We start from the raw sequence: 17035 nt of genomic DNA on the forward strand, positions 1-17035 counted from the left end.
CGCGAACGTGGTCCGGTCGGACAAGGCCGGATCCCCGGGGGTCGGGTGGCTGTCTGGTATTCGCCAAAGCCGCTGCCACACGGCCTCAACGCTGTAACAGAAGTTCTAGCTGTCGAGGACAGCGGCTAGCGGACAGCCACCTCACGAGTCCCGTTGCTATACAACTTCGGACCACCTCCCTTCACGTGTACGGCCACGTTAGCCACCCGGAGGCGGCCCTGCCAACGCTTTTTGAATCACTACAGGCGCGGGAATACCCGGGGCGACATTTCGGTTCCTTCCACCACCAGTGAGGCGCCGCCCACCAGCTTCGGGTCCGGGGTGCCGACCACCGCCGTATCCTTGCCGTCGTAGTCGAAGCGGTGCAGCACGTGGCGCATCGCCTCCAGCCGGGCCCGCTTCTTGTCGTTGCTCTTCACCACGGTCCAGGGCGCGTCGGCGGTGTCGGTGTAGAAGAACATCGCCTCCTTGGCCTCGGTGTAGTCGTCCCACTTGTCGAGCGACTCCAGGTCCATCGGCGACAGCTTCCACTGGCGCACCGGGTCGACCTGGCGGATGGCGAACCGGGTGCGCTGCTCACCCTTGGACACCGAGAACCAGAACTTGACCAGGTGGATGCCGGAGCGCACCAGCATCCGCTCCAGCTCCGGGGTCTGCCGCATGAACTCCAGGTACTCCTGCCGGGTGCAGAAGCCCATCACCCGCTCCACGCCGGCCCGGTTGTACCAGGACCGGTCGAACAGCACGATCTCACCGGCGGACGGCAGATGCTTGATGTACCGCTGGTAGTACCACTGGGTGCTCTCCCGCTCGTTCGGCTTCTCCAGCGCGACGACCGAGGCGCCCCGCGGGTTGAGGTGCTCCATGAACCGCTTGATCGTGCCGCCCTTGCCGGCCGCGTCCCGGCCCTCGAACAGGATCACCAGCCGCTCCCCGGTGTCCTTGCACCAGTTCTGCAGCTTCAGCAGCTCGATCTGCAGCAGCCGCTTGTGATGGTCGTACTCGGCGCGGTCCATGCGCTCGTCGTACGGATAGTCCTCGCGCCAGGTGTCGACGGGGGAGCCGTCCGCCTTCATCAGCTTCGGATCGTCGTCCTCGTCGTCCACCACCCGGTACCCCGTCAGCTCCGCGATCGGCCCCGCGTAGGGCGCGGTCACCGACTCGTCGTACTCGGACGGGGACTCCACCTCAGTGCTCATGTCTCACGCCTTCACCAGCCATCGACGGACCTTCTTGCGCCGGGACGCCCGCACCAGCGGGGGGACCGCGGCCAGAGTCTCCTTACCCACGGCCTCCTGCCGCCCGTACAGCACGCCGAAATGGAAATCGTCCGGCCCGATCTCGCGCAGCGTCTGGCGGGCGATGGTCGAGTCCTGGTGCGCGCCCAGCCCGTCCTGCAGGTCGGTGAGCGTCTCGACCAGCCGCTTGGCCGGCTTGCCGGCCGCCGGGGCGATCAGCTCGACCGCGTACCGGGCCTGCTTGTACTTCTTGCGGGCCGCGTGCAGCTCCTCGTCGACGCCGCCGGCCAGCGCCGCGTCCAGCCGCCGGTCCGCCTTGCCGAGCACCTTGCGGACCTGCTTCGCCGGGTCGCCGGCGTCCGGCAGCGGGGAGTCGACCAGCGCGTCGATCCGGTCCAGCAGGTCCAGGTAGCGGTCCGAGTCGAGCGCGGCGGCCAGCTCCTCGCGGCCCTTCGCCACCCGCTGCTCCAGGGCGGCCCGGATCCGCTGCCCGGCCGCCTCGAACTCGGGACCGGAGTCCGCCAGGCCGGACAGCAGCTTGCCCTCCAGCACCTGCGGGTCGCGGACCGCGCCGAGCACACCCGCCAGCCAGCGCAGGTCCTCTCCGAGCGCGGGGGTGTCCGGCCCCGGGAACCAGCGCCGGAAGCTCTTCAGGGTGCTGCGCAGCCGCCGGGTGGCGACGCGCATCCGGTGCACCGCCGCGGGGTCGCCGCGCCGGGCCGCCGGATCCTGCTCGGTGATCGCGTCGCGCTGCTCACGGGCGTACCGGGAAATGGGGTGGACCCGGCCTTTCGCCGGCTTGCCGGCGAGCCGGCCGGCCAGCGCACGGGCCACCTTGGAGGGCCCCGCGGCCGGGCGCGCGCCCGCCTTGAGCAGGGCTTTCTCGACCGTATCGAGCACCTTGGCATCGCCGTCGACGAGTTCGACCTCGATCTCGCACCAGGTGCTGCGGTCGTCGCCGGCCTCGGCGCGGACCCGGTCCTGCGCGATGAGCGCCAGGGTGCGGCCGCCCGCGTCGCGCAGCGGGGTCTCCACCCGGTGCGTGTGCAGCCGGGCCACCGGCGTCAGCGGGCGGCGCCGCACGATGGCCCGGACCAGGGCGCGCAGTTCGTCCGGGACGTCGTCGGAGTCGCCGGGCATCCGGTGCTCCCGGCGGCCGTCGCCGTCGCCGGGCGTCTTGAGGTGCCAGCCGGCGTCGTGCCCGCCGGATCGCCGCCGGAGAGTCCGGCGGTTTCTCATCAACCGGAGATCGTCGGTGTCGAAGTAGGTGGCGTCGAGATCGTGCGTCTCGGCGCCGTCGACGCGGGCGATGCCCGCCGCACCGGTCAGGTCCGGAAGCTCGAAGGTGTCGGGAACGTCGTACTTGCGTTCGGTCTCGGTGGCGGTCTCCACGCAGTCAATGGTGCCCGTCTGCATGAATTTGACACAGCGATGTCTCAGCTTCCGCTGGCATGGTGGTGGCCGACCCACGGTTCGTGGGTCCGCGCGCGGCGAAGTTCCAGGTCGCGCATGGCGAGGTCAGAGGAGTAGCGCATGGAGAAAGCGGAACGCCGCCCGGTGTCGCTCGCCGGTCTGCGCCTGATCGGGGCCGGTGCGGTGCTCGGGTTGGCCCTGGCGGCCCCGGCCGGGCCGGTGCAGGCCGCGCCGCCGCGGCCGGATGCCACCCCGGTCGCCGAGCAGGACGTGCCGCAGCCCGACCGCTGAGGCCACCGGCCCCCCGCGCGCCTCGGACCCCGGCGGCGGCCGAGTGGTGCCGGTGCGGCACGCGGTCGTCTTCGGAGGGCGTGGACGGCGCGCGGTCAGATCCGGGCGGCGCCCCGGCTGCGCAGATAGAGCGCCCGGGAGTAGTTCGCCGACGCGGCGCCGAAATACATGCTGGCCAGCGACACGTAGAAGCTGTTGTTGGTGATCGCGTTCTTCGCGGTCGTGGACGCCGACCAGCGGATCTCCGCGTCGGTGGCGTCGATGCCCCGGCGCTCACAGCGCAGCCGGTTCATCTCCTTGCCGGTCTTCCAGGTGTCCAGCGCGTTCTCCGCCTCGCGCATCATGGTCCGAGCCTGCTGGAGCATGGCCTCCGCCTGGGCCCAGGCGGCGCGCTCGTCGGGATTACGGAATCGCTGGTCGTCGAGACCGGCATAGCGTGGCTCGTTGGGAAAACTCGGTGACATGATCCACCTCCCGCGTGTCTCACTTTCGAGTGTGAGCGGGATTTCGGGACATGTCGATTTTTTACCCTCGTCGGCGTGAACGGCGTGCCCGGCCCGGCGCGCGCCGCGCCGGGCGGATCCGGCGCGGCGGCGCAAGGGGATCAGGCCTCTGTCCTCGCGACCCCGATCGGGCAGCTCAGCCCGTTCGGCGCCTGCCGGGCGGCACTCCTGCACGGTCTCGATGTCGACGCTGGACGCCTTCGTCCGATTCCGGATCGGGCGAATGATCGAGAGCTTCGATCCGGAAGACCTGGAAGACACCGAGGTTGGGGCCATCCTCGCTGAAGCCACGCGCCGGTACGCCGTGGCGCACAGCGACCCGGCTACCGCCGCCCAGCGCGCGACGGTGGCCGCTGAGTTGGCCGAGGCGACTGCCTCGCTGGAGCGGCTGGGAGAGACCCTGGCGACGGCCAAGGGTGCCGCCGCCCTCGTGTTGGAACGTCAGGTGACCGCGACCGGTGCCCGGGTCGACGACCTCACGGCATCGTTGGAGGCGCTCAACAAGGCGATGACGGCCACCATCCCGTTGACCGGCTGGACCTCCAGCGAGTACGGCGACGAGGGTTCATGGTGGGACACCGCGCCAATCACGGAGCGCCGCGAGTTCGTCGGGCTGTTCATCGACCGGATGACCGTCTCCCGCGCAGCCGCGAAGGGCGGACGACCGACCCGTGCGAATCCGTGGGGCGCTATCGATCCGCGTGTCGAGTTCGACTGGGCAAAGGCCTGGTCGAACTGACCATCTCGATACACAGGAAGGCCCGGACCTGGCAGCGCCACGATGCTGCCCAGTCCGGGCCTTCTTTGCGGCCGGGGGACGGTCGCCCTCAACCCGCCCACTGGGTTGCCGCAGACAGCGAGCGGCGACGGGCTGAAGCTGACCCGGCCCGACAGGCACCACGGGGAAGAGCCCGCCGAACCGGGTGGTCAAGCAAGGCGTTTCCGGCCTACACCGTGCGCTGGCGGTGCTGTTCCAGTTGCAGCAAGAACCGGACCGCCTGTGCCTCGTCCTGGTGAGTGCCGATCGTGCGCTCGGGCGGCGCGTCGGGTAGCCATGATTGCCACCATCCGTTCTCGTGGCCCGGAATCGGGGCGACGTAGCCGACGAACGATGTGTGCTTGCCCGTGACGGGCGTCCGGCGCATCGCCGTTGCTGTGCGAGCAGCCATCGTTAGGTGTTCTCAGGCGTGCGCCGGTACGTCGACCACTGGCCGGTCCAGTCCGCGAGGTTGTGCATCCAGGCTGGCGAGTTCGGCTGGGCCTTCGTTGCCCACTTCGCGGCGTTCTTGAAGGCGAAGTCGTCGAGGACGTCAGGACCGACCTCGCCCCAGGCGGGAAACCGCGCCAGCCACTGCTCAGCCTGCTCGGGCGTGTGGCCGCTGCCGATCAACCACTGGGCGAGGATGGCAAGTTCGACCCACGGTGCGGCCTTGGTCGCCATCGCCCAGTCAACGATCCGCAGGCCGTCCGGGGTGACGATGAGGTTGGCCGGGCCGAGGTCGGTGTGCACGAGGTTGTCGCCGTCCATCGCCGGGTGCTCGAACCCGAGCCGCCCCTTTGGGCTGAACAGCCCCACGTCCGGCGCCTGAGTCTTACCCAGCGCGACCAGCGCTTCCCCGAGAAGGTCCAGGTCGGGGCTGCCCGGTGACAGGTCGGCGTGCGGGCCGTCGCAGTGCTCGAAGCCCACGACCAGCCAGCCGGCCGCCTTGAAGTGCCATCGGACCGCGGGTGAGTGAGACCCACTAACGGCCTCACTCACCCGCAGCTCGAAGCGCAACGACCGAACCCCGAAGTCAGAGTGAGCCGCCTTGAGGAACACCTTCCCGGTTGGCCCGGTGACGGTTGCGGCTATCTCCGCATGGTCACCGGTCGCGGCGGGCGAGATGTGGAAACCGCCGACTCGGTCGGCGACTTCCTTCGTGACGGCCTCGGGCAGCGTGGCCCAGTCAGTGCGCATCGGTCAGGTGGCCTTTCAGATGCCCGGGTTCGGCGGGCAGCAGGACTTCGCCTCGCCGTCCCAGAACGCGGGGTCGATGTAGTAGCCGGTCGCCTTGAGAGCCTGGCGGGTGTACTCCAGCGAGGAGCCGTCCGCCATGCCCTCGGTCAGGATCGGCACGTGGTGCACGAAGCCTCCCCCGATCTGCTCACAGGCGGCGGCGTACGCCTCGGTGTGTTGCAACGACGCGTGCCAGGCCGCGTCGACCGGTTCGGTCGGGACGACGCGGTACGAGCGGCCGTCGGGCAGCAGCCGGCCGAAGTCGGGGTCGTGCTGCGAGTCGGCGTGGGCCTTGAGCATGAGCAGCATCTGTCCGACGGCCCGCCGGGCGTAGATCTTGGTGACCTCCTGGCGGGCGGCGAAGAACTCGGCGAGCTTGTCGAAGGTCTCGGGGTCGACGAGGGCTTGCGGGTCCTTGTCGGCCTGAACCGGCAGTGCGGTCGTGAGCGTCACGACTCCTCCTTGGGGGTGTATGGATCGCCGACGCCTGATGCGCCGGTGAAATCCCGGATCAACGGGTCGATTGGTGCTGGCCGATCTGACTCGGCGCGTGGGAGATGTAGTCGACGTTCGGTTCGGTGCGCGCGGCCTGGAGCAGCTCGGCGGCCAGCGCTTCGACATCGGCACCGGTAAGCCAGTCCGTCAGCAGGTCACGCGCGGCGGCGACCCGTGCGGCGAAGGCGGCGGGGTCGACGATGCTGGCGGGCGAGATGACGCGCCGCAGCGGGGTCGAGGTGAGCGCGGCCTGGGCCAGCTTCCCGGCGATCCAATAGCCGGTGCGCTCGCGAGCCACGAACGTCACGTGGACGCTCTCCTCGGTCTGGCTCCGCGCGTGCGGGTTGTGCATCCAGCCGCGGGGCAGCACCAGGATCTGACCGGGACCGAGGTCGAACTCGAAGTCGGGTCGCATCGACTTCACGCGGTCGAGCACGTCGCTGCCGGGCGCGGTGTTGGACGCGAACTGCTCGCGGTGCGGCTCTTCGACGCCGGGTTCCCAGAGCTGCCAGGTCTTGCGCCCGGCGAGCTGGTAGACGAAGCCCATGTTCTGGTCCCAGTGGTGATGCAGACCCTGGCCGCCTGCCGGGGTGACGAAGCCCGTGGCGTACGTGCCGTACCCGGTCTCGTTCTGCATCGCCGCGCAGATCGCGTACACCTCCGGACACCAGCGATGCAGATTGCGCAGTTGGATCGTGTAGCCCCGGCCGCGCCACTTCGCGACCTTGCCGGGGTCGAGGTAGCCGTCCGTCGTGTATGCCCGGGAGTGCAGCGCCGCTCCGTCTTTGATCACGATGAGCTGCTCTGCGGGTGCGGTACCGGTGTCGAGGTAGCCGTTAATGAGATCCACATTGACGATGCCGGGCAGGCGGCTGCCGTCAGGCGGTGTGTGAAGCGCAGGCTTCGCCGGCCAAGCGGTCATCATCTCGCTGACCGTGCCCTCGTCGAACAACATCGATAGGGACATTCCAACCTCCGGGGGTGTAGGGAGTGGTTACGTCCGGGCGGGCTGCCCTGCTTCCGATCGAGCGGCCCTCGCCTTCGCCGCCGTGACGCTGTCGAGCACGAGCTGTTCAGCAGCAACCGCCATGTCATCGGTCTCCAGCTCGATAACGGCGCGGCCCTCCTGCATGTGAATCCACGCAACGCGGACCAAAGTTGTCCCGACCCTCACCACGGGCGGCGCGTCGAAGGCGTCGAGCGGTAGGCCGAGCAAGCCAGGCGCTCTCTTCGGCGGCTCCTCATTCGTCATGCCGCCATCCCCGGCGGTTCGGCCCAGCCAAGAAACCGCTCATACAGGTCTGGCGGCGGCATTCCAGGACCGGCGGTCCAGTCGTCGATCGCCTCGATCAGAAAGGATCCGACGACGACCGACAGGCCGTGCGGAAAACGCTGGTACTGCTCGGCAAGCTCGACCTTGGCAACGGCGCAGGGCCAGGGTCGCCGCACACCTTGCAGTCCCAGGACGGGCGCTCGCCTTGGTGTTCCGTGCGAGGGATCAGCATCACGCGCCCCCTCGCGAGCGGCGCTTCTGTGCCGGAGTAAGGGCGCCTGCGCGACCGATCTGGAACAACGGCATGGTGTTTGTCTGCCAGCTCGGGACGTCGGGCGGTGGTTATCGGCGCTCTTACCGGGGTCGCTGAGGGCCGTCAATGCGCGGAACTCCTCGCCGTCTTTGCCCTTGGCCATCCATGCCTCGATGCAGGGCCAGGGCAGGCCGCAGGTGCACCGTCGCCGCCGCAAGACCAAAACGCGACGCCACCATGCGCGCTTTTCCTCCCGGTGCTGCATTGCGCCTCCCCCATTTCGGGAACCGAACCCGTTGGCCTGACGCTAGGACGGTCAGGACGGAAGGAGTGGCATTCGCGTGCTGCCATCAGGCACTCTGTGGACCTGACAGCATTGGCAGCACCCTGGCAGCACGGAGGGGGACACCGTGGAAACGTTCGGGCAAGCGGCTCGGCGGCTGCGCGGTGGCATGTCACTCCGCGAGGCCGCTCGGCGCGCACACCTCGACTCCGGGCATCTGTCCCGAGTCGAAGCGGACAAACGCCCGCCCACGCCTCTCATCGCCCAAGCGCTCGACGATGTCTACGAAGCAGGCGGGGAACTGGTCTCGCTGGTCGAAGCGCACGGCGAGCCGTGGGAGCTGGACCACGGGATCTGGCGGCCGAAGGACTCCGAGTTGCTCGCAGCCGCGGTGCTCACAACGACGCCTACAGCAGAAAACGCCTCCACCCTGGCGCACCAATGGTTGATCGCTGAGCCGCCGCAGGTGACCGCTACTCGTGCCGGCCGACGTATCGGCGTCGCCCAGGTCCAGGAGGTCGAGAAGCGTGTCCACCAGCTCCGCAAACTCGACGACTACGTCGGTGGGCAGGACACACACGCGATGGTCACCGCAGAGCTAGCGGCGACAACCGCTTTGCTCCGCGATGCCGCCTACACCGAGGAGATCGGCAAACGGCTCCTCGTCGCCATCGGCGAGTTGGCCCAGGTAGCCGGATGGGTCACCAGCGACGCTGGCCATCATGCCGAGGCCGAGCGCTACTACCTCGCTGGGATGCGGGCAGCTCACGCGGGCGGAGACGTCGCGGGCGCGGCGAACAACCTCTCGTCGCTCGCCTACCAGGTCGCGAACGTCGGTGACGCACGAGAGGCAGTGACGCTCGCGAAGTCGGCCTACGCCGGTGCTCGCAGCGCGGCCACCTCGACCACGAAGGCGCTCCTCGCGGAGCGAGTGGCCTGGGCCGAGGCCCAGGTGGGCGACGTGACCGCCGCCGAACGTGCTCTCGGCACAGTCGAGGAGCAGTACGAACATCGCCAGCCGGCCGATGATCCGATCTGGGTCTACTGGCTCGACGAGGGCGAGATCGACATCATGGCCGGACGAGTCTGGACTCAGTTACAACGCCCGCTGCGAGCGGTCCCCATTCTGGAGAGGGCGACCGCCGGATACAGCGACGAGACCGGGCGGGAGACCGCGCTCTATATGACCTGGCTCGCCGAGTCCCTACTTCAGGCGAACGAAGTCGAGCGCGCGGCGGAAGCGGCTACGCGAGCGCTTCGCCTCTCGGGGAAGGCCGGAAGCTCGCGGGTTTCCGAGCGCCTGCGCCTTCTCCGCGCCAAGCTCGCCAAATTTCCCGGGGTGCCAGAAGTCGATGCATTTGAGGGCGAGGCCAGCGCCAGCGCGTAGTGCTCCACGCGTGCATCGGTTCCAGCCTTATCCCCGTCGCTGCGAGCGGCAAGCGCCGCTCCTAGCGCACCCGTCAAATGCAGCGGTCCGGCGGGCTTACTGCTCATGAGCTGGCGCAATATCGTTGACTTGCACCTCTTCAGGGGCGCCCTCGCGGACTCTGACGCACACTCCTCGGCCCGCTCAAAAATTCGCTGGCAGGGGATGCAAGCGGGCCGGTACTTCTGCCTACCCTGGATGATCCTTCAGGCTTCCACGGATTTCTCAACGTGTAGCGGCGGGCTGTACGCGTTGCGGCGCGGGCGAAGCCCGACGCGCAAATCTCATTGGCTCAAGCCTTGCGGGCGTGACGGAGTGACGAAACGAACGTCACTTCCTATCCCCTCTATAGGGTCGTCGTCGTCTCTATAAGCAGGATGAGGAGTGACGCAACTTCCGTCACTCCGTCACCTGCCGAGCCGAACTTCGTCGCTCTCCGCGTGAACACCTCCGCGCTGTCGGCCCACTTACTACTCGGGCGCCGGCCCTCCGCCCGGCTCTGGCGGTCAACCGCCAAGACGTCGCCGCCATGCGCGGCGGCTACCGCCCCATCCGAGTCGACGGCGAGACCCCGGTGTACGCCTACTCGGACGCCGCATAGCCGCCGGGCGTTCACCGCCCGTCACGCCGCCATACTGCCCGCCCACGGGCGCCGGACGCCCAACCGCCCAATAGAAAGCAGCACCGATGACCGCAGACCCCAAGACCATCCGCGAACTCCGAGCCGGACTCGGCGGGCACGGCGTGCACACCGCCGAGCCCGAGTGCCCCGTCCCATACAGCGCGCTCGACCGCTCGGAGTTCGCCGACCTCGCCAAGGCGTTCACCGCCTGGGAGATGGCGGTACACAAGCGCGAGGACGCGCAACTCGACTATGAGGACGCCGAGAGCGCCTACGCCCGCGACCTCGCCGCATGGAACCGCGATCAGCAGGCGCTTTGCCGTACGGGTTGCCCGGGGCGACGCTGTGCCGACCGAAATCCCGGCCCGTCCGATCGAGAGCAGCTACGAACCGCACGCGGACCTAATGAGCCGCCTCGCCGAGCGGGCCATGCTCGCCGAGCGGAGCGCAGCTCGAACGGTCGAAGCCGAGTACCGCAAGGTGGCGGCAGCAATCACCGAGTACGCCGCCGAGCAGCAGCGCGAGCACAGCGCCCACGTCCGCACCGTGCTCGCCGAGGCGCTCGCCCAGGTCGAGAAGCTACGCGGAGCACGGGCGCTCGCCCTTGCGTCACGGACGGTCCAGACCGCGGACGAGATCGGCGAGGCCGCAGTTGGTCGCCGGAGCGCGCCCGCCAGCGTCACGCCCTGGAGCGTGCCCACTTCTACACCGCTGAGCAGTTCGGCAGGCGAGCCGCGCGAGAGCACGACCAGCGCCTCGACGAGGCCATGTCCACGCTGCGCGGGTACGTGGAGGCGGTAGCCGCCGAGAACTTCGCCGCCGCATGGCCGGACCACGCCGACCCGGCCTTCCACGCCAGGCGAACGGCCACCGGAGATCGAGCCCGGGGAGCGTCCTTCGTTGGTATCCGATGAGCGCCTGAGTGAAATCGTCGCCGCCGCGACCGCGCCCCGACCGCCAGCACCGACACGCGAGGACTTCGTGAACTCCACGGCCCGGCGCTTCGACCTCACGCCCGAGCAGACCGCGCGCATCGACGCAGAGCGGCCCGGCGACATCATCCGGCAGGCCCGCGAGCTGAGGGAACAAGCCGCGCTCGCTCGCGCGACCCCGAGGACGGTCTACCCATCCGCCTTACCCTGGTCCCAGGCCACGGCGTACCGGACCAAGCGCCGCACGACTTCGACCCTGACGCGATCGTGCGAAGCCTCCGGGAGCGCTGAGCAACCCACAGCACGGCCAGACATGACGAGTTGATCGCTGAGCATGACGAGTTGGCTACCCATACCGTTGCCGGGACGGCCTTCTATCTCGAAGAGCTAGAGCGCCGGGAACGCCGTCGCTCGGCGGAGGCGTCTGATCGCCTCGGCCGGAAAGCCTTCTGGCTCGGCGTCTCGAACACCGTCCTCGCGCTCGTCGCAGCCGTTGCCGCGATCATCGCGCTCTTTAAGTGACAAGGCCCCGCCCGGATGTCTCCGGTGCGGGGCCTGCTTTTGCTCGGCCTGGTCACCGCCTTGACGGCGGCATAACAGCTACTCGGCGACCTTCGCGACGCCGGTGGGGCAGCTCAGCCCGTTCGGGCCGTGGTTGCAGTACCCGTTCGGGTTCTTCGTGTCGGACAGGTACTGCTGGTGGTAGTCCTCGGCGTAGTAGTACTCGCCGAGCGGCTTGATCTCGGTGGTGATCTCGCCGAGACCGGCCCGGGTGACCACCGGCTGGAACGCCGCCAGCGACGCCCGCGCGGCCTCCGCCTGCTCCTGCGTCGTGGTGTAGATCGCGGAACGGTACTGGGTGCCCACGTCGTTGCCCTGGCGCATGCCCTGGGTCGGGTCGTGGTTCTCCCAGAACGCCTTCAGCAGCTGCTCGTAACTGATCCGGCCGGGGTCGTAGACCACCTGCACCACCTCGGCGTGGCCGGTCGCGCCCGAGCACACCTCCTCGTAGGTCGGGTTGGCGGTGAAGCCGCCGGCGTACCCGGCCGAGGTGGAGTGCACGCCCGGCAGCCGCCAGAAGATCCGCTCGGCGCCCCAGAAACAGCCCATCCCGAAGACGGCGACCTCGAAGCCGGCCGGCCACGGGCCCTGCATCGGGGTGCCGAGAACCTCGTGGGTGTCCGAGATCGGCATCGCGATCGGGCGCCCCGGCGCGGCGGTCTCGGCGGTGGGCAGATCGAGCTTCTTGTACCGCAGGAACACGGTCACTCCCTTCGTCCGCTGTCTGTAACGCTGAGACGCCGGTATTCCTTACCGATGGTCCGGGCCGTCTCGGCGGCCTCGGCGTCCCCGGCGTATCTGCGGCGCGGCCAGAAGAATCCGCGCAGGCCGTCGCCCTTGGTGCGGGGCACGACGTGGGTGTGCAGGTGCGGGACCGACTGCGAGACCAGGTTGTTCATCGCGACGAACGTGCCGGTGCTCCCGGTCGCCGCCGGCACCGCCGCGGCGATCCGCCGGACCAGCGCGAAATATCCCGGCAGGAGGTCGTCCGCGAGCTCGGTGAGCTGGACGACGTGCGGTCGCGGGACAACCAGGACGTGTCCCTCGAAGACCGGCCGGGTGTCCAGGAACGCCATCCCGTCCTCCTCGTCGGTCACGACGAACGCCGGGACGGTTCCCGCCACAATCCCACAGAACACGCAGTCGGCCACAGGGTGAGACTAGCCTTGCGCAACATGACAACCGATGACTATGCCGCGGCCGGATACGGCTTCGACACCTTGGCCATCCACGCCGGCCAGGACCCGGACCCGCGTACCGGCGCGGTGGTTCCGCCCATCTATCAGACCAGCACGTACGCGCAGGACGCGGTCGGCGCGCCGCGGCTCGGCTACGAGTACAGCCGGTCCGGCAACCCGACCCGGGACGCGCTGCAGGAGTGCCTCGCGGCGATCGAGGGCGGCCGGCGCGGCCTGGCTTTCGCCAGCGGCCTCGCGGCCGAGGACACCCTTCTGCGTACGGTCTGCCGGCCCGGCGACCACGTGGTCATCCCGAACGACGCGTACGGCGGCACCTACCGCCTGTTCGCCAAGGTGGCCGAACGCTGGGGGCTGGACTGGACCGCCGTGCCGCTGGACGACCCGGACGCGGTGCGGGCCGCGTTCCGCCCCGGGCACACCCGGCTGATCTGGGCCGAGACGCCGACCAACCCGCTGCTCAACATCGCCGACATCGGCTCGCTGGCCGCCCTGGCGCACGAGTACGACGCGCTGCTCGCGGTGGACAACACATTCGCCTCGCCGTACCTGCAGCAGCCGCTCTCGCTCGGCGCCGACGTGGTCGTCCACTCCACCACGAAGTACCTGGGCGGGCACTCCGACGTGGTCGGTGGCGCGCTGGTCGTGGCGGACCCCGGCCTCGGCGACGAGCTGGCCTTCCACCAGAACGCGATGGGCGCGGTGAACGGCCCGTTCGACGCGTGGCTCACGCTGCGCGGGATCAAGACCCTCGGCGTACGGATGGACCGGCACTGCGACAACGCCGAGCGGATCGTCGCCTACCTGAGCGAGCACGAGAAGGTCGCCGCCGTGCTCTACCCGGGCCTGGACACCCACCCGGGTCACGAGACCGCGGCCAAGCAGATGCGCCGGTTCGGCGGGATGGTCTCGTTCCGCGCGGCCGGCGGCCGGGAGCAGGCCATCGAGATCTGCAACCGGGCGAAGCTGTTCGTGCTCGCCGAGTCGCTCGGTGGAGTCGAGTCGCTGATCGAGCACCCGGGCCAGATGACACATCTGTCGGCTGCGGGCTCAGCGCTTGAAGTTCCCGCCGATCTCGTGCGACTGTCTGTCGGCATCGAAACCGTTGACGATCTGCTCGCCGACCTGGAGCAGGCGCTCGGCTAGGGTCTTTGGCCTACGCACCGTAAGAACGCGGGAGATTCTCGATGGACACGACGACCTGGGTGGGCGCCACCGCGAAGCAGATCGCCCGGGCGGTGCGGCGCGGCGACGCGAACGCCACCCAGGTCGTGGCCGACCACCTGGAGCAGATCGCGATCTCCGACCCGGCGCTGGGCGCGTTCCGGGTGGTCCGCGGCGGTGAGGCGCTCACCGAGGCGGAGAAGGTCGACGAGCAGGAGGACCTGGCCAACCTGCCGCTCGCCGGGGTGCCGGTGGCGGTCAAGGAGAACACCGCGGTGGCCGGCCTGCCGACCTGGCACGGCTCGGCGGCGGCCCGCACCCGCGAGGTGGCCGAGCAGGACCACGAGGTGGTCCGGCGGCTGCGCGGGGCCGGCGCGGTGGTCGTCGGCGTGACCCGGATGCCGGAGATGGGCCTCTGGGCGGTCACCGACGACCAGGAGGGACCCACCCGCAACCCGTGGGACCTGGACCGGACGCCCGGCGGGTCGTCCGGTGGCTCGGCCGCCGCGGTGGCGGCCGGGCTCGTCCCGATCGCGCAGGGCAACGACGGGCTGGGCTCGATCCGGATCCCGGCGGCCTGCTGCGGCCTGGTCGGGCTCAAGCCGGGCCGCGGCGTGGTCCCGGTCGACTTCGGCGACCAGGACTGGTTCGGCCTGGTGGAGAACGGGGTGCTGACCACCACGGTGGCCGACGCCGCGCTCGGGTTCAGCGTGCTGGCCGGGCAGGCCCCGGCGAAGCTGGTCGAGCCGTCCCGGCTGCGGGTCGCGGTGTCGCTGCGGTCGCCGATCGCCGGCGTCAAGCCCGACGAGCCGAACGTCTCGGCGGTCGCCAAGGCGTCGAAGCTGCTGGTCGACGCCGGGCACGACACGGTGCGCGCCGATCCGCGCTACCCGACGGGCGTGGCGCTCGGCGTGCTGGCGACCTGGTTCGCCGGGGCGTACCGCAACTCCGCCGGCCTGGACGTGCGCGGCCTGCAGCCGCGCACCCGGCGGCACATCGGGCTGGGCCGGGCCGCGATGCGGGCCGGGCTGGTCCGCCAGGCGCAGCGTGCCGCCTGGCGCGAGCGGTCGATCCGGTTCTTCGCCGAGCGCGGTGTCGACCTGCTGCTGACCCCGGCGCTGGCCGCCGCGCCGCCACCCGCGCTGCAGTACTCGGCCATCCCCTGGTACCGGAACATGCAGGCCAACGCCCGCTACGCGCCGTACCAGGCGCCGTGGAACTACGCCGGGCTGCCGGCCATCGTGGTGCCGGTCGGCTTCCGGCCGGACGGCCTGCCGCTGGCGGTGCAGCTGGTCGGCCCGCCCGACTCGGAGCTGCTGCTGCTGTCGGTGGCCGGGCAGTTCGAGGTGCTCAACCCCTGGCAGCGGCACGCCCTCGTGTGACCGGCAGCCGGTCCCCGGGGCCGCCGGTGAACCGGCCGCGGGCCGGGCGGGCGGCAGTGGCACGATGGGTCCCCATGAGTGACCTGCTCTCCCTCGCCGACGTCGAAGCGGCCCGGGAACTGCTCGGCGAGGTTGTGAAGACCACACCGCTGGTGACGTCCCGGCCGCTCAGCGAGATCACCGGGGTGCCGGTCTGGCTCAAGTGCGAGAACCAGCAGCGGGCCGGGTCGTACAAGGTGCGCGGCGCCTACACCCGGATCGCCCGCCTCTCGCCGGCCGAGCGGGCCCGCGGCGTGGTGGCGGCCAGCGCCGGCAACCACGCCCAGGGCGTGGCGCTCGCCGCCGGGCTGCTCGGCATCCAGGCCACCGTCTTCATGCCGGAGGGCGCGCCGCTGCCCAAGGTCGCCGCGACCCGGGGGTACGGCGCGATCGTCGAGTACGCCGGTGCCAGCGTGGACGACGCGCTGGAGGCGGCACACGAGTTCGCCCGCCGGACCGGGGCGGTGCTGATCCATCCGTTCGATCACCCGGACGTGATCGCCGGGCAGGGCACGGTGGCGCTGGAGATCCTGGAGCAGTGCCCGCGGGCCAGCACGATCGTCACCGCGGTCGGCGGTGGCGGCCTGATCTCCGGGCTGGCGGTCGCGGCCAAGTCGGTGCGGCCGGACATCCGGATCGTCGGCGTGCAGGCGAGCGGGGCGGCCGCGTTCCCGCCCTCGCTGGCCGCCGGCGCGCCGCAGAAGCTCGACTCCTGCCTCACCATCGCCGACGGCATCGCGGTGATGCGGCCCGGCGACCTCACCTTCGCGCACGTCGCCAAGCTGGTCGACGAGGTGGTCACGGTCAGCGACGAGGACCTGTCCGCGGCCCTGCTCGTGCTGCTGGAACGGCACAAGATGGTGGTCGAGCCGGCCGGCGCCGCCGCGGTCGCCGCCCTGCTCACCGGGGCGTACGTGCCGGCCCGTGACGCCGGCCCGGTGGTGGCCGTGCTGTCCGGCGGCAACATCGACCCGATGCTGCTGCTGCGGGTGATCGAGCACGGTCTCGCCTCGGCCGGCCGGTTCCTGCGCCTGGCGGTGCGCTGCACCGACCGGCCCGGTCAGCTGGCCCGGATGCTCCGTGAGATCGCCGAGCAGCGGGCCAACATCGTCGACGTGGTGCACTCCCGGCAGAGCCCGCGGCTGAGTTTCGGCGAGGTGGAGGTGGCGCTGTCGGTGGAGACCCGCGGGCCGGCCCACTCGGCGGCGCTGATCAGCGCGCTGCGGGACGCCGGGTACCGGGTCGCGCTGCTCGCCGACGCCACCCCCTGAAACGCGCCTGGCCGGGGCCCGGACGGGCAGCGAGCCTGCGGCGCACCCGTTCGTGGTGCGCCGCAGGCTCGCTGCCGCAGCCTGGCCGGGGGCGTCTCAGCCCTCGAAGGCGCCGAACTTGACCACGGTGACCTTGATGTCCGCGCCGCTGGGGGCGGTGTAGGTTACGGTCTGGCCGGGGCGGGCGCCGAGGATCGCCTTGCCGAGCGCCGACTCCGGGCTGTACACGGTGAGGTCGGTGGTCGACGAGATCTCCCGGGAACCGAGCAGGAAGGTCTCGGTGTCGCTCTGGTCGTCGTCGAAGTAGATCGTCACGACGGAGCCGGGCACCACCGAGTCGGCGGCCTGCACCTCGCCGACCTCGGCGTTGCGGAGGAACTCCTTCAAGTACAGGATCCGGCCCTCCTGGCGGCTCTGCTCCTCGCGAGCCGCGTGGTAGCCGCCGTTCTCCCGGAGGTCACCCTCCTCGCGCCGGGCGTTGATCTCCGCCGCTATCGCCGGGCGACCCGCGATCAACTCGTCGAGCTCGGCCTGCAGCCGGTCGTATGCGTCCTGGGAGAGCCAGGTCTTCGGTGCCTGGGAACTGGACACGGTCGATCTCCTTGCCTGAGCGGGCAGTGCACAACGTGGGTGCGTCGGAACGCAGCGAATCACCAACCTTACCAGCGGTACGCATTCGACCGGTCCGGTCGATGAT

Annotated in this window: 20 protein-coding genes; 8 read left to right on the forward strand and 12 right to left on the reverse strand. The window is 70.2% G+C overall.

What is annotated here, in order from left to right; translation table 11 throughout:
• Window positions 1-239: 239 nt before the first annotated feature.
• Together ppk2 and ACTEI_RS03870 are read right to left on the reverse strand one after the other, a co-directional pair.
• Window positions 240-1199: a polyphosphate kinase 2 gene (ppk2, locus tag ACTEI_RS03865; protein WP_122976377.1), complete on the reverse strand. Its 960-nt coding sequence runs from the start codon at window positions 1197-1199 to the stop codon at window positions 240-242.
• A gap of 3 nt (window positions 1200-1202) precedes the next feature.
• A complete protein-coding gene (locus ACTEI_RS03870) occupies window positions 1203-2630 on the reverse strand; it encodes a CYTH and CHAD domain-containing protein (protein WP_187645920.1) in 1428 nt (475 codons plus the stop codon).
• A 141-nt stretch (window positions 2631-2771) separates the two neighbouring features.
• On the opposite strand from ACTEI_RS03870, the gene ACTEI_RS36705 reads away from it, so the two are divergent.
• Window positions 2772-2942 carry a hypothetical protein gene (locus ACTEI_RS36705; protein ID WP_164465824.1) on the forward strand — a complete coding sequence of 57 codons (171 nt, stop codon included), beginning with the start codon at window positions 2772-2774 and terminating at the stop codon, window positions 2940-2942.
• Between the two features lie 95 nt (window positions 2943-3037).
• Here ACTEI_RS36705 and ACTEI_RS03875 read toward each other — a convergent pair whose 3' ends face one another.
• The gene (locus ACTEI_RS03875; RefSeq protein WP_122976379.1) at window positions 3038-3406 is read right to left on the reverse strand and encodes a hypothetical protein; all 369 of its coding nucleotides are present in this window, start codon (window positions 3404-3406) and stop codon (window positions 3038-3040) included.
• A gap of 220 nt (window positions 3407-3626) precedes the next feature.
• Here ACTEI_RS03875 and ACTEI_RS03880 point away from each other — a divergent pair, with 220 nt between their 5' ends.
• Window positions 3627-4184: a hypothetical protein gene (locus ACTEI_RS03880; RefSeq protein WP_122976380.1), complete on the forward strand. Its 558-nt coding sequence runs from the start codon at window positions 3627-3629 to the stop codon at window positions 4182-4184.
• 208 nt (window positions 4185-4392) lie between these two features.
• On the opposite strand, the gene ACTEI_RS03885 is transcribed toward ACTEI_RS03880, so the two are convergent.
• From ACTEI_RS03885 to ACTEI_RS03910, 6 genes are read right to left on the reverse strand one after another with little or no spacing between them, the layout of a single operon-like run.
• Window positions 4393-4614 (reverse strand): hypothetical protein, encoded by a 222-nt coding sequence (locus tag ACTEI_RS03885; protein ID WP_145830955.1) that lies wholly within the window; start codon window positions 4612-4614, stop codon window positions 4393-4395.
• Window positions 4615-4616: 2 nt separating this feature from the next.
• Window positions 4617-5402, reverse strand: a complete 786-nt coding sequence (locus ACTEI_RS03890; protein ID WP_122976382.1) for a phosphotransferase — start codon at window positions 5400-5402, stop codon at window positions 4617-4619.
• A gap of 15 nt (window positions 5403-5417) precedes the next feature.
• Window positions 5418-5894 (reverse strand): glycine-rich domain-containing protein, encoded by a 477-nt coding sequence (locus ACTEI_RS03895; RefSeq protein WP_122976383.1) that lies wholly within the window; start codon window positions 5892-5894, stop codon window positions 5418-5420.
• A 58-nt stretch (window positions 5895-5952) separates the two neighbouring features.
• A complete protein-coding gene (locus ACTEI_RS03900) occupies window positions 5953-6891 on the reverse strand; it encodes a JmjC domain-containing protein (RefSeq protein WP_164465825.1) in 939 nt (312 codons plus the stop codon).
• A gap of 39 nt (window positions 6892-6930) precedes the next feature.
• A complete protein-coding gene (locus ACTEI_RS03905) occupies window positions 6931-7188 on the reverse strand; it encodes a hypothetical protein (RefSeq protein WP_122976385.1) in 258 nt (85 codons plus the stop codon).
• A complete protein-coding gene (locus ACTEI_RS03910) occupies window positions 7185-7385 on the reverse strand; it encodes a hypothetical protein (RefSeq protein WP_239082288.1) in 201 nt (66 codons plus the stop codon). The genes ACTEI_RS03905 and ACTEI_RS03910 overlap by 4 nt, the downstream gene beginning before the upstream one ends.
• A gap of 487 nt (window positions 7386-7872) precedes the next feature.
• On the opposite strand from ACTEI_RS03910, the gene ACTEI_RS03915 reads away from it, so the two are divergent.
• The 3 genes from ACTEI_RS03915 (at window position 7873) to ACTEI_RS03930 (ending at window position 11247) form a co-directional block, all read left to right on the forward strand.
• Window positions 7873-9132, forward strand: a complete 1260-nt coding sequence (locus ACTEI_RS03915) for a helix-turn-helix domain-containing protein (protein WP_145830954.1) — start codon at window positions 7873-7875, stop codon at window positions 9130-9132.
• A gap of 1006 nt (window positions 9133-10138) precedes the next feature.
• Window positions 10139-10594: a hypothetical protein gene (locus tag ACTEI_RS03920; protein ID WP_122976387.1), complete on the forward strand. Its 456-nt coding sequence runs from the start codon at window positions 10139-10141 to the stop codon at window positions 10592-10594.
• A 452-nt stretch (window positions 10595-11046) separates the two neighbouring features.
• Window positions 11047-11247, forward strand: a complete 201-nt coding sequence (locus ACTEI_RS03930) for a hypothetical protein (RefSeq protein ID WP_122976389.1) — start codon at window positions 11047-11049, stop codon at window positions 11245-11247.
• Between the two features lie 78 nt (window positions 11248-11325).
• On the opposite strand, the gene msrA is transcribed toward ACTEI_RS03930, so the two are convergent.
• Window positions 11326-11988 carry a peptide-methionine (S)-S-oxide reductase MsrA gene (msrA, locus tag ACTEI_RS03935; protein WP_122981901.1) on the reverse strand — a complete coding sequence of 221 codons (663 nt, stop codon included), beginning with the start codon at window positions 11986-11988 and terminating at the stop codon, window positions 11326-11328.
• A 2-nt stretch (window positions 11989-11990) separates the two neighbouring features.
• Window positions 11991-12437 carry an HIT family protein gene (locus ACTEI_RS03940; RefSeq protein WP_122976390.1) on the reverse strand — a complete coding sequence of 149 codons (447 nt, stop codon included), beginning with the start codon at window positions 12435-12437 and terminating at the stop codon, window positions 11991-11993.
• 24 nt (window positions 12438-12461) lie between these two features.
• On the opposite strand from ACTEI_RS03940, the gene ACTEI_RS03945 reads away from it, so the two are divergent.
• The 3 genes from ACTEI_RS03945 to ilvA all read left to right on the forward strand — a co-directional run bounded on the left by ACTEI_RS03945 (window position 12462) and on the right by ilvA (window position 16338).
• The gene (locus tag ACTEI_RS03945; protein ID WP_122976391.1) at window positions 12462-13628 is read left to right on the forward strand and encodes a cystathionine gamma-synthase; all 1167 of its coding nucleotides are present in this window, start codon (window positions 12462-12464) and stop codon (window positions 13626-13628) included.
• A gap of 41 nt (window positions 13629-13669) precedes the next feature.
• The gene (locus tag ACTEI_RS03950; RefSeq protein ID WP_122976392.1) at window positions 13670-15028 is read left to right on the forward strand and encodes an amidase; all 1359 of its coding nucleotides are present in this window, start codon (window positions 13670-13672) and stop codon (window positions 15026-15028) included.
• 74 nt (window positions 15029-15102) lie between these two features.
• On the forward strand, window positions 15103-16338 hold the full coding sequence (gene ilvA / locus ACTEI_RS03955; protein ID WP_122976393.1) for a threonine ammonia-lyase: 1236 nt from the start codon (window positions 15103-15105) through the stop codon (window positions 16336-16338).
• 96 nt (window positions 16339-16434) lie between these two features.
• Here the strand turns inward: ilvA and greA are convergent, their stop codons facing one another.
• On the reverse strand, window positions 16435-16929 hold the full coding sequence (gene greA, locus ACTEI_RS03960; protein ID WP_122976394.1) for a transcription elongation factor GreA: 495 nt from the start codon (window positions 16927-16929) through the stop codon (window positions 16435-16437).
• Between the last annotated feature and the right edge of the window lie 106 nt (window positions 16930-17035).

This window comes from Actinoplanes teichomyceticus ATCC 31121, from assembly GCF_003711105.1.
GTDB classification, from domain to species: Bacteria; Actinomycetota; Actinomycetes; order Mycobacteriales; family Micromonosporaceae; genus Actinoplanes; species Actinoplanes teichomyceticus.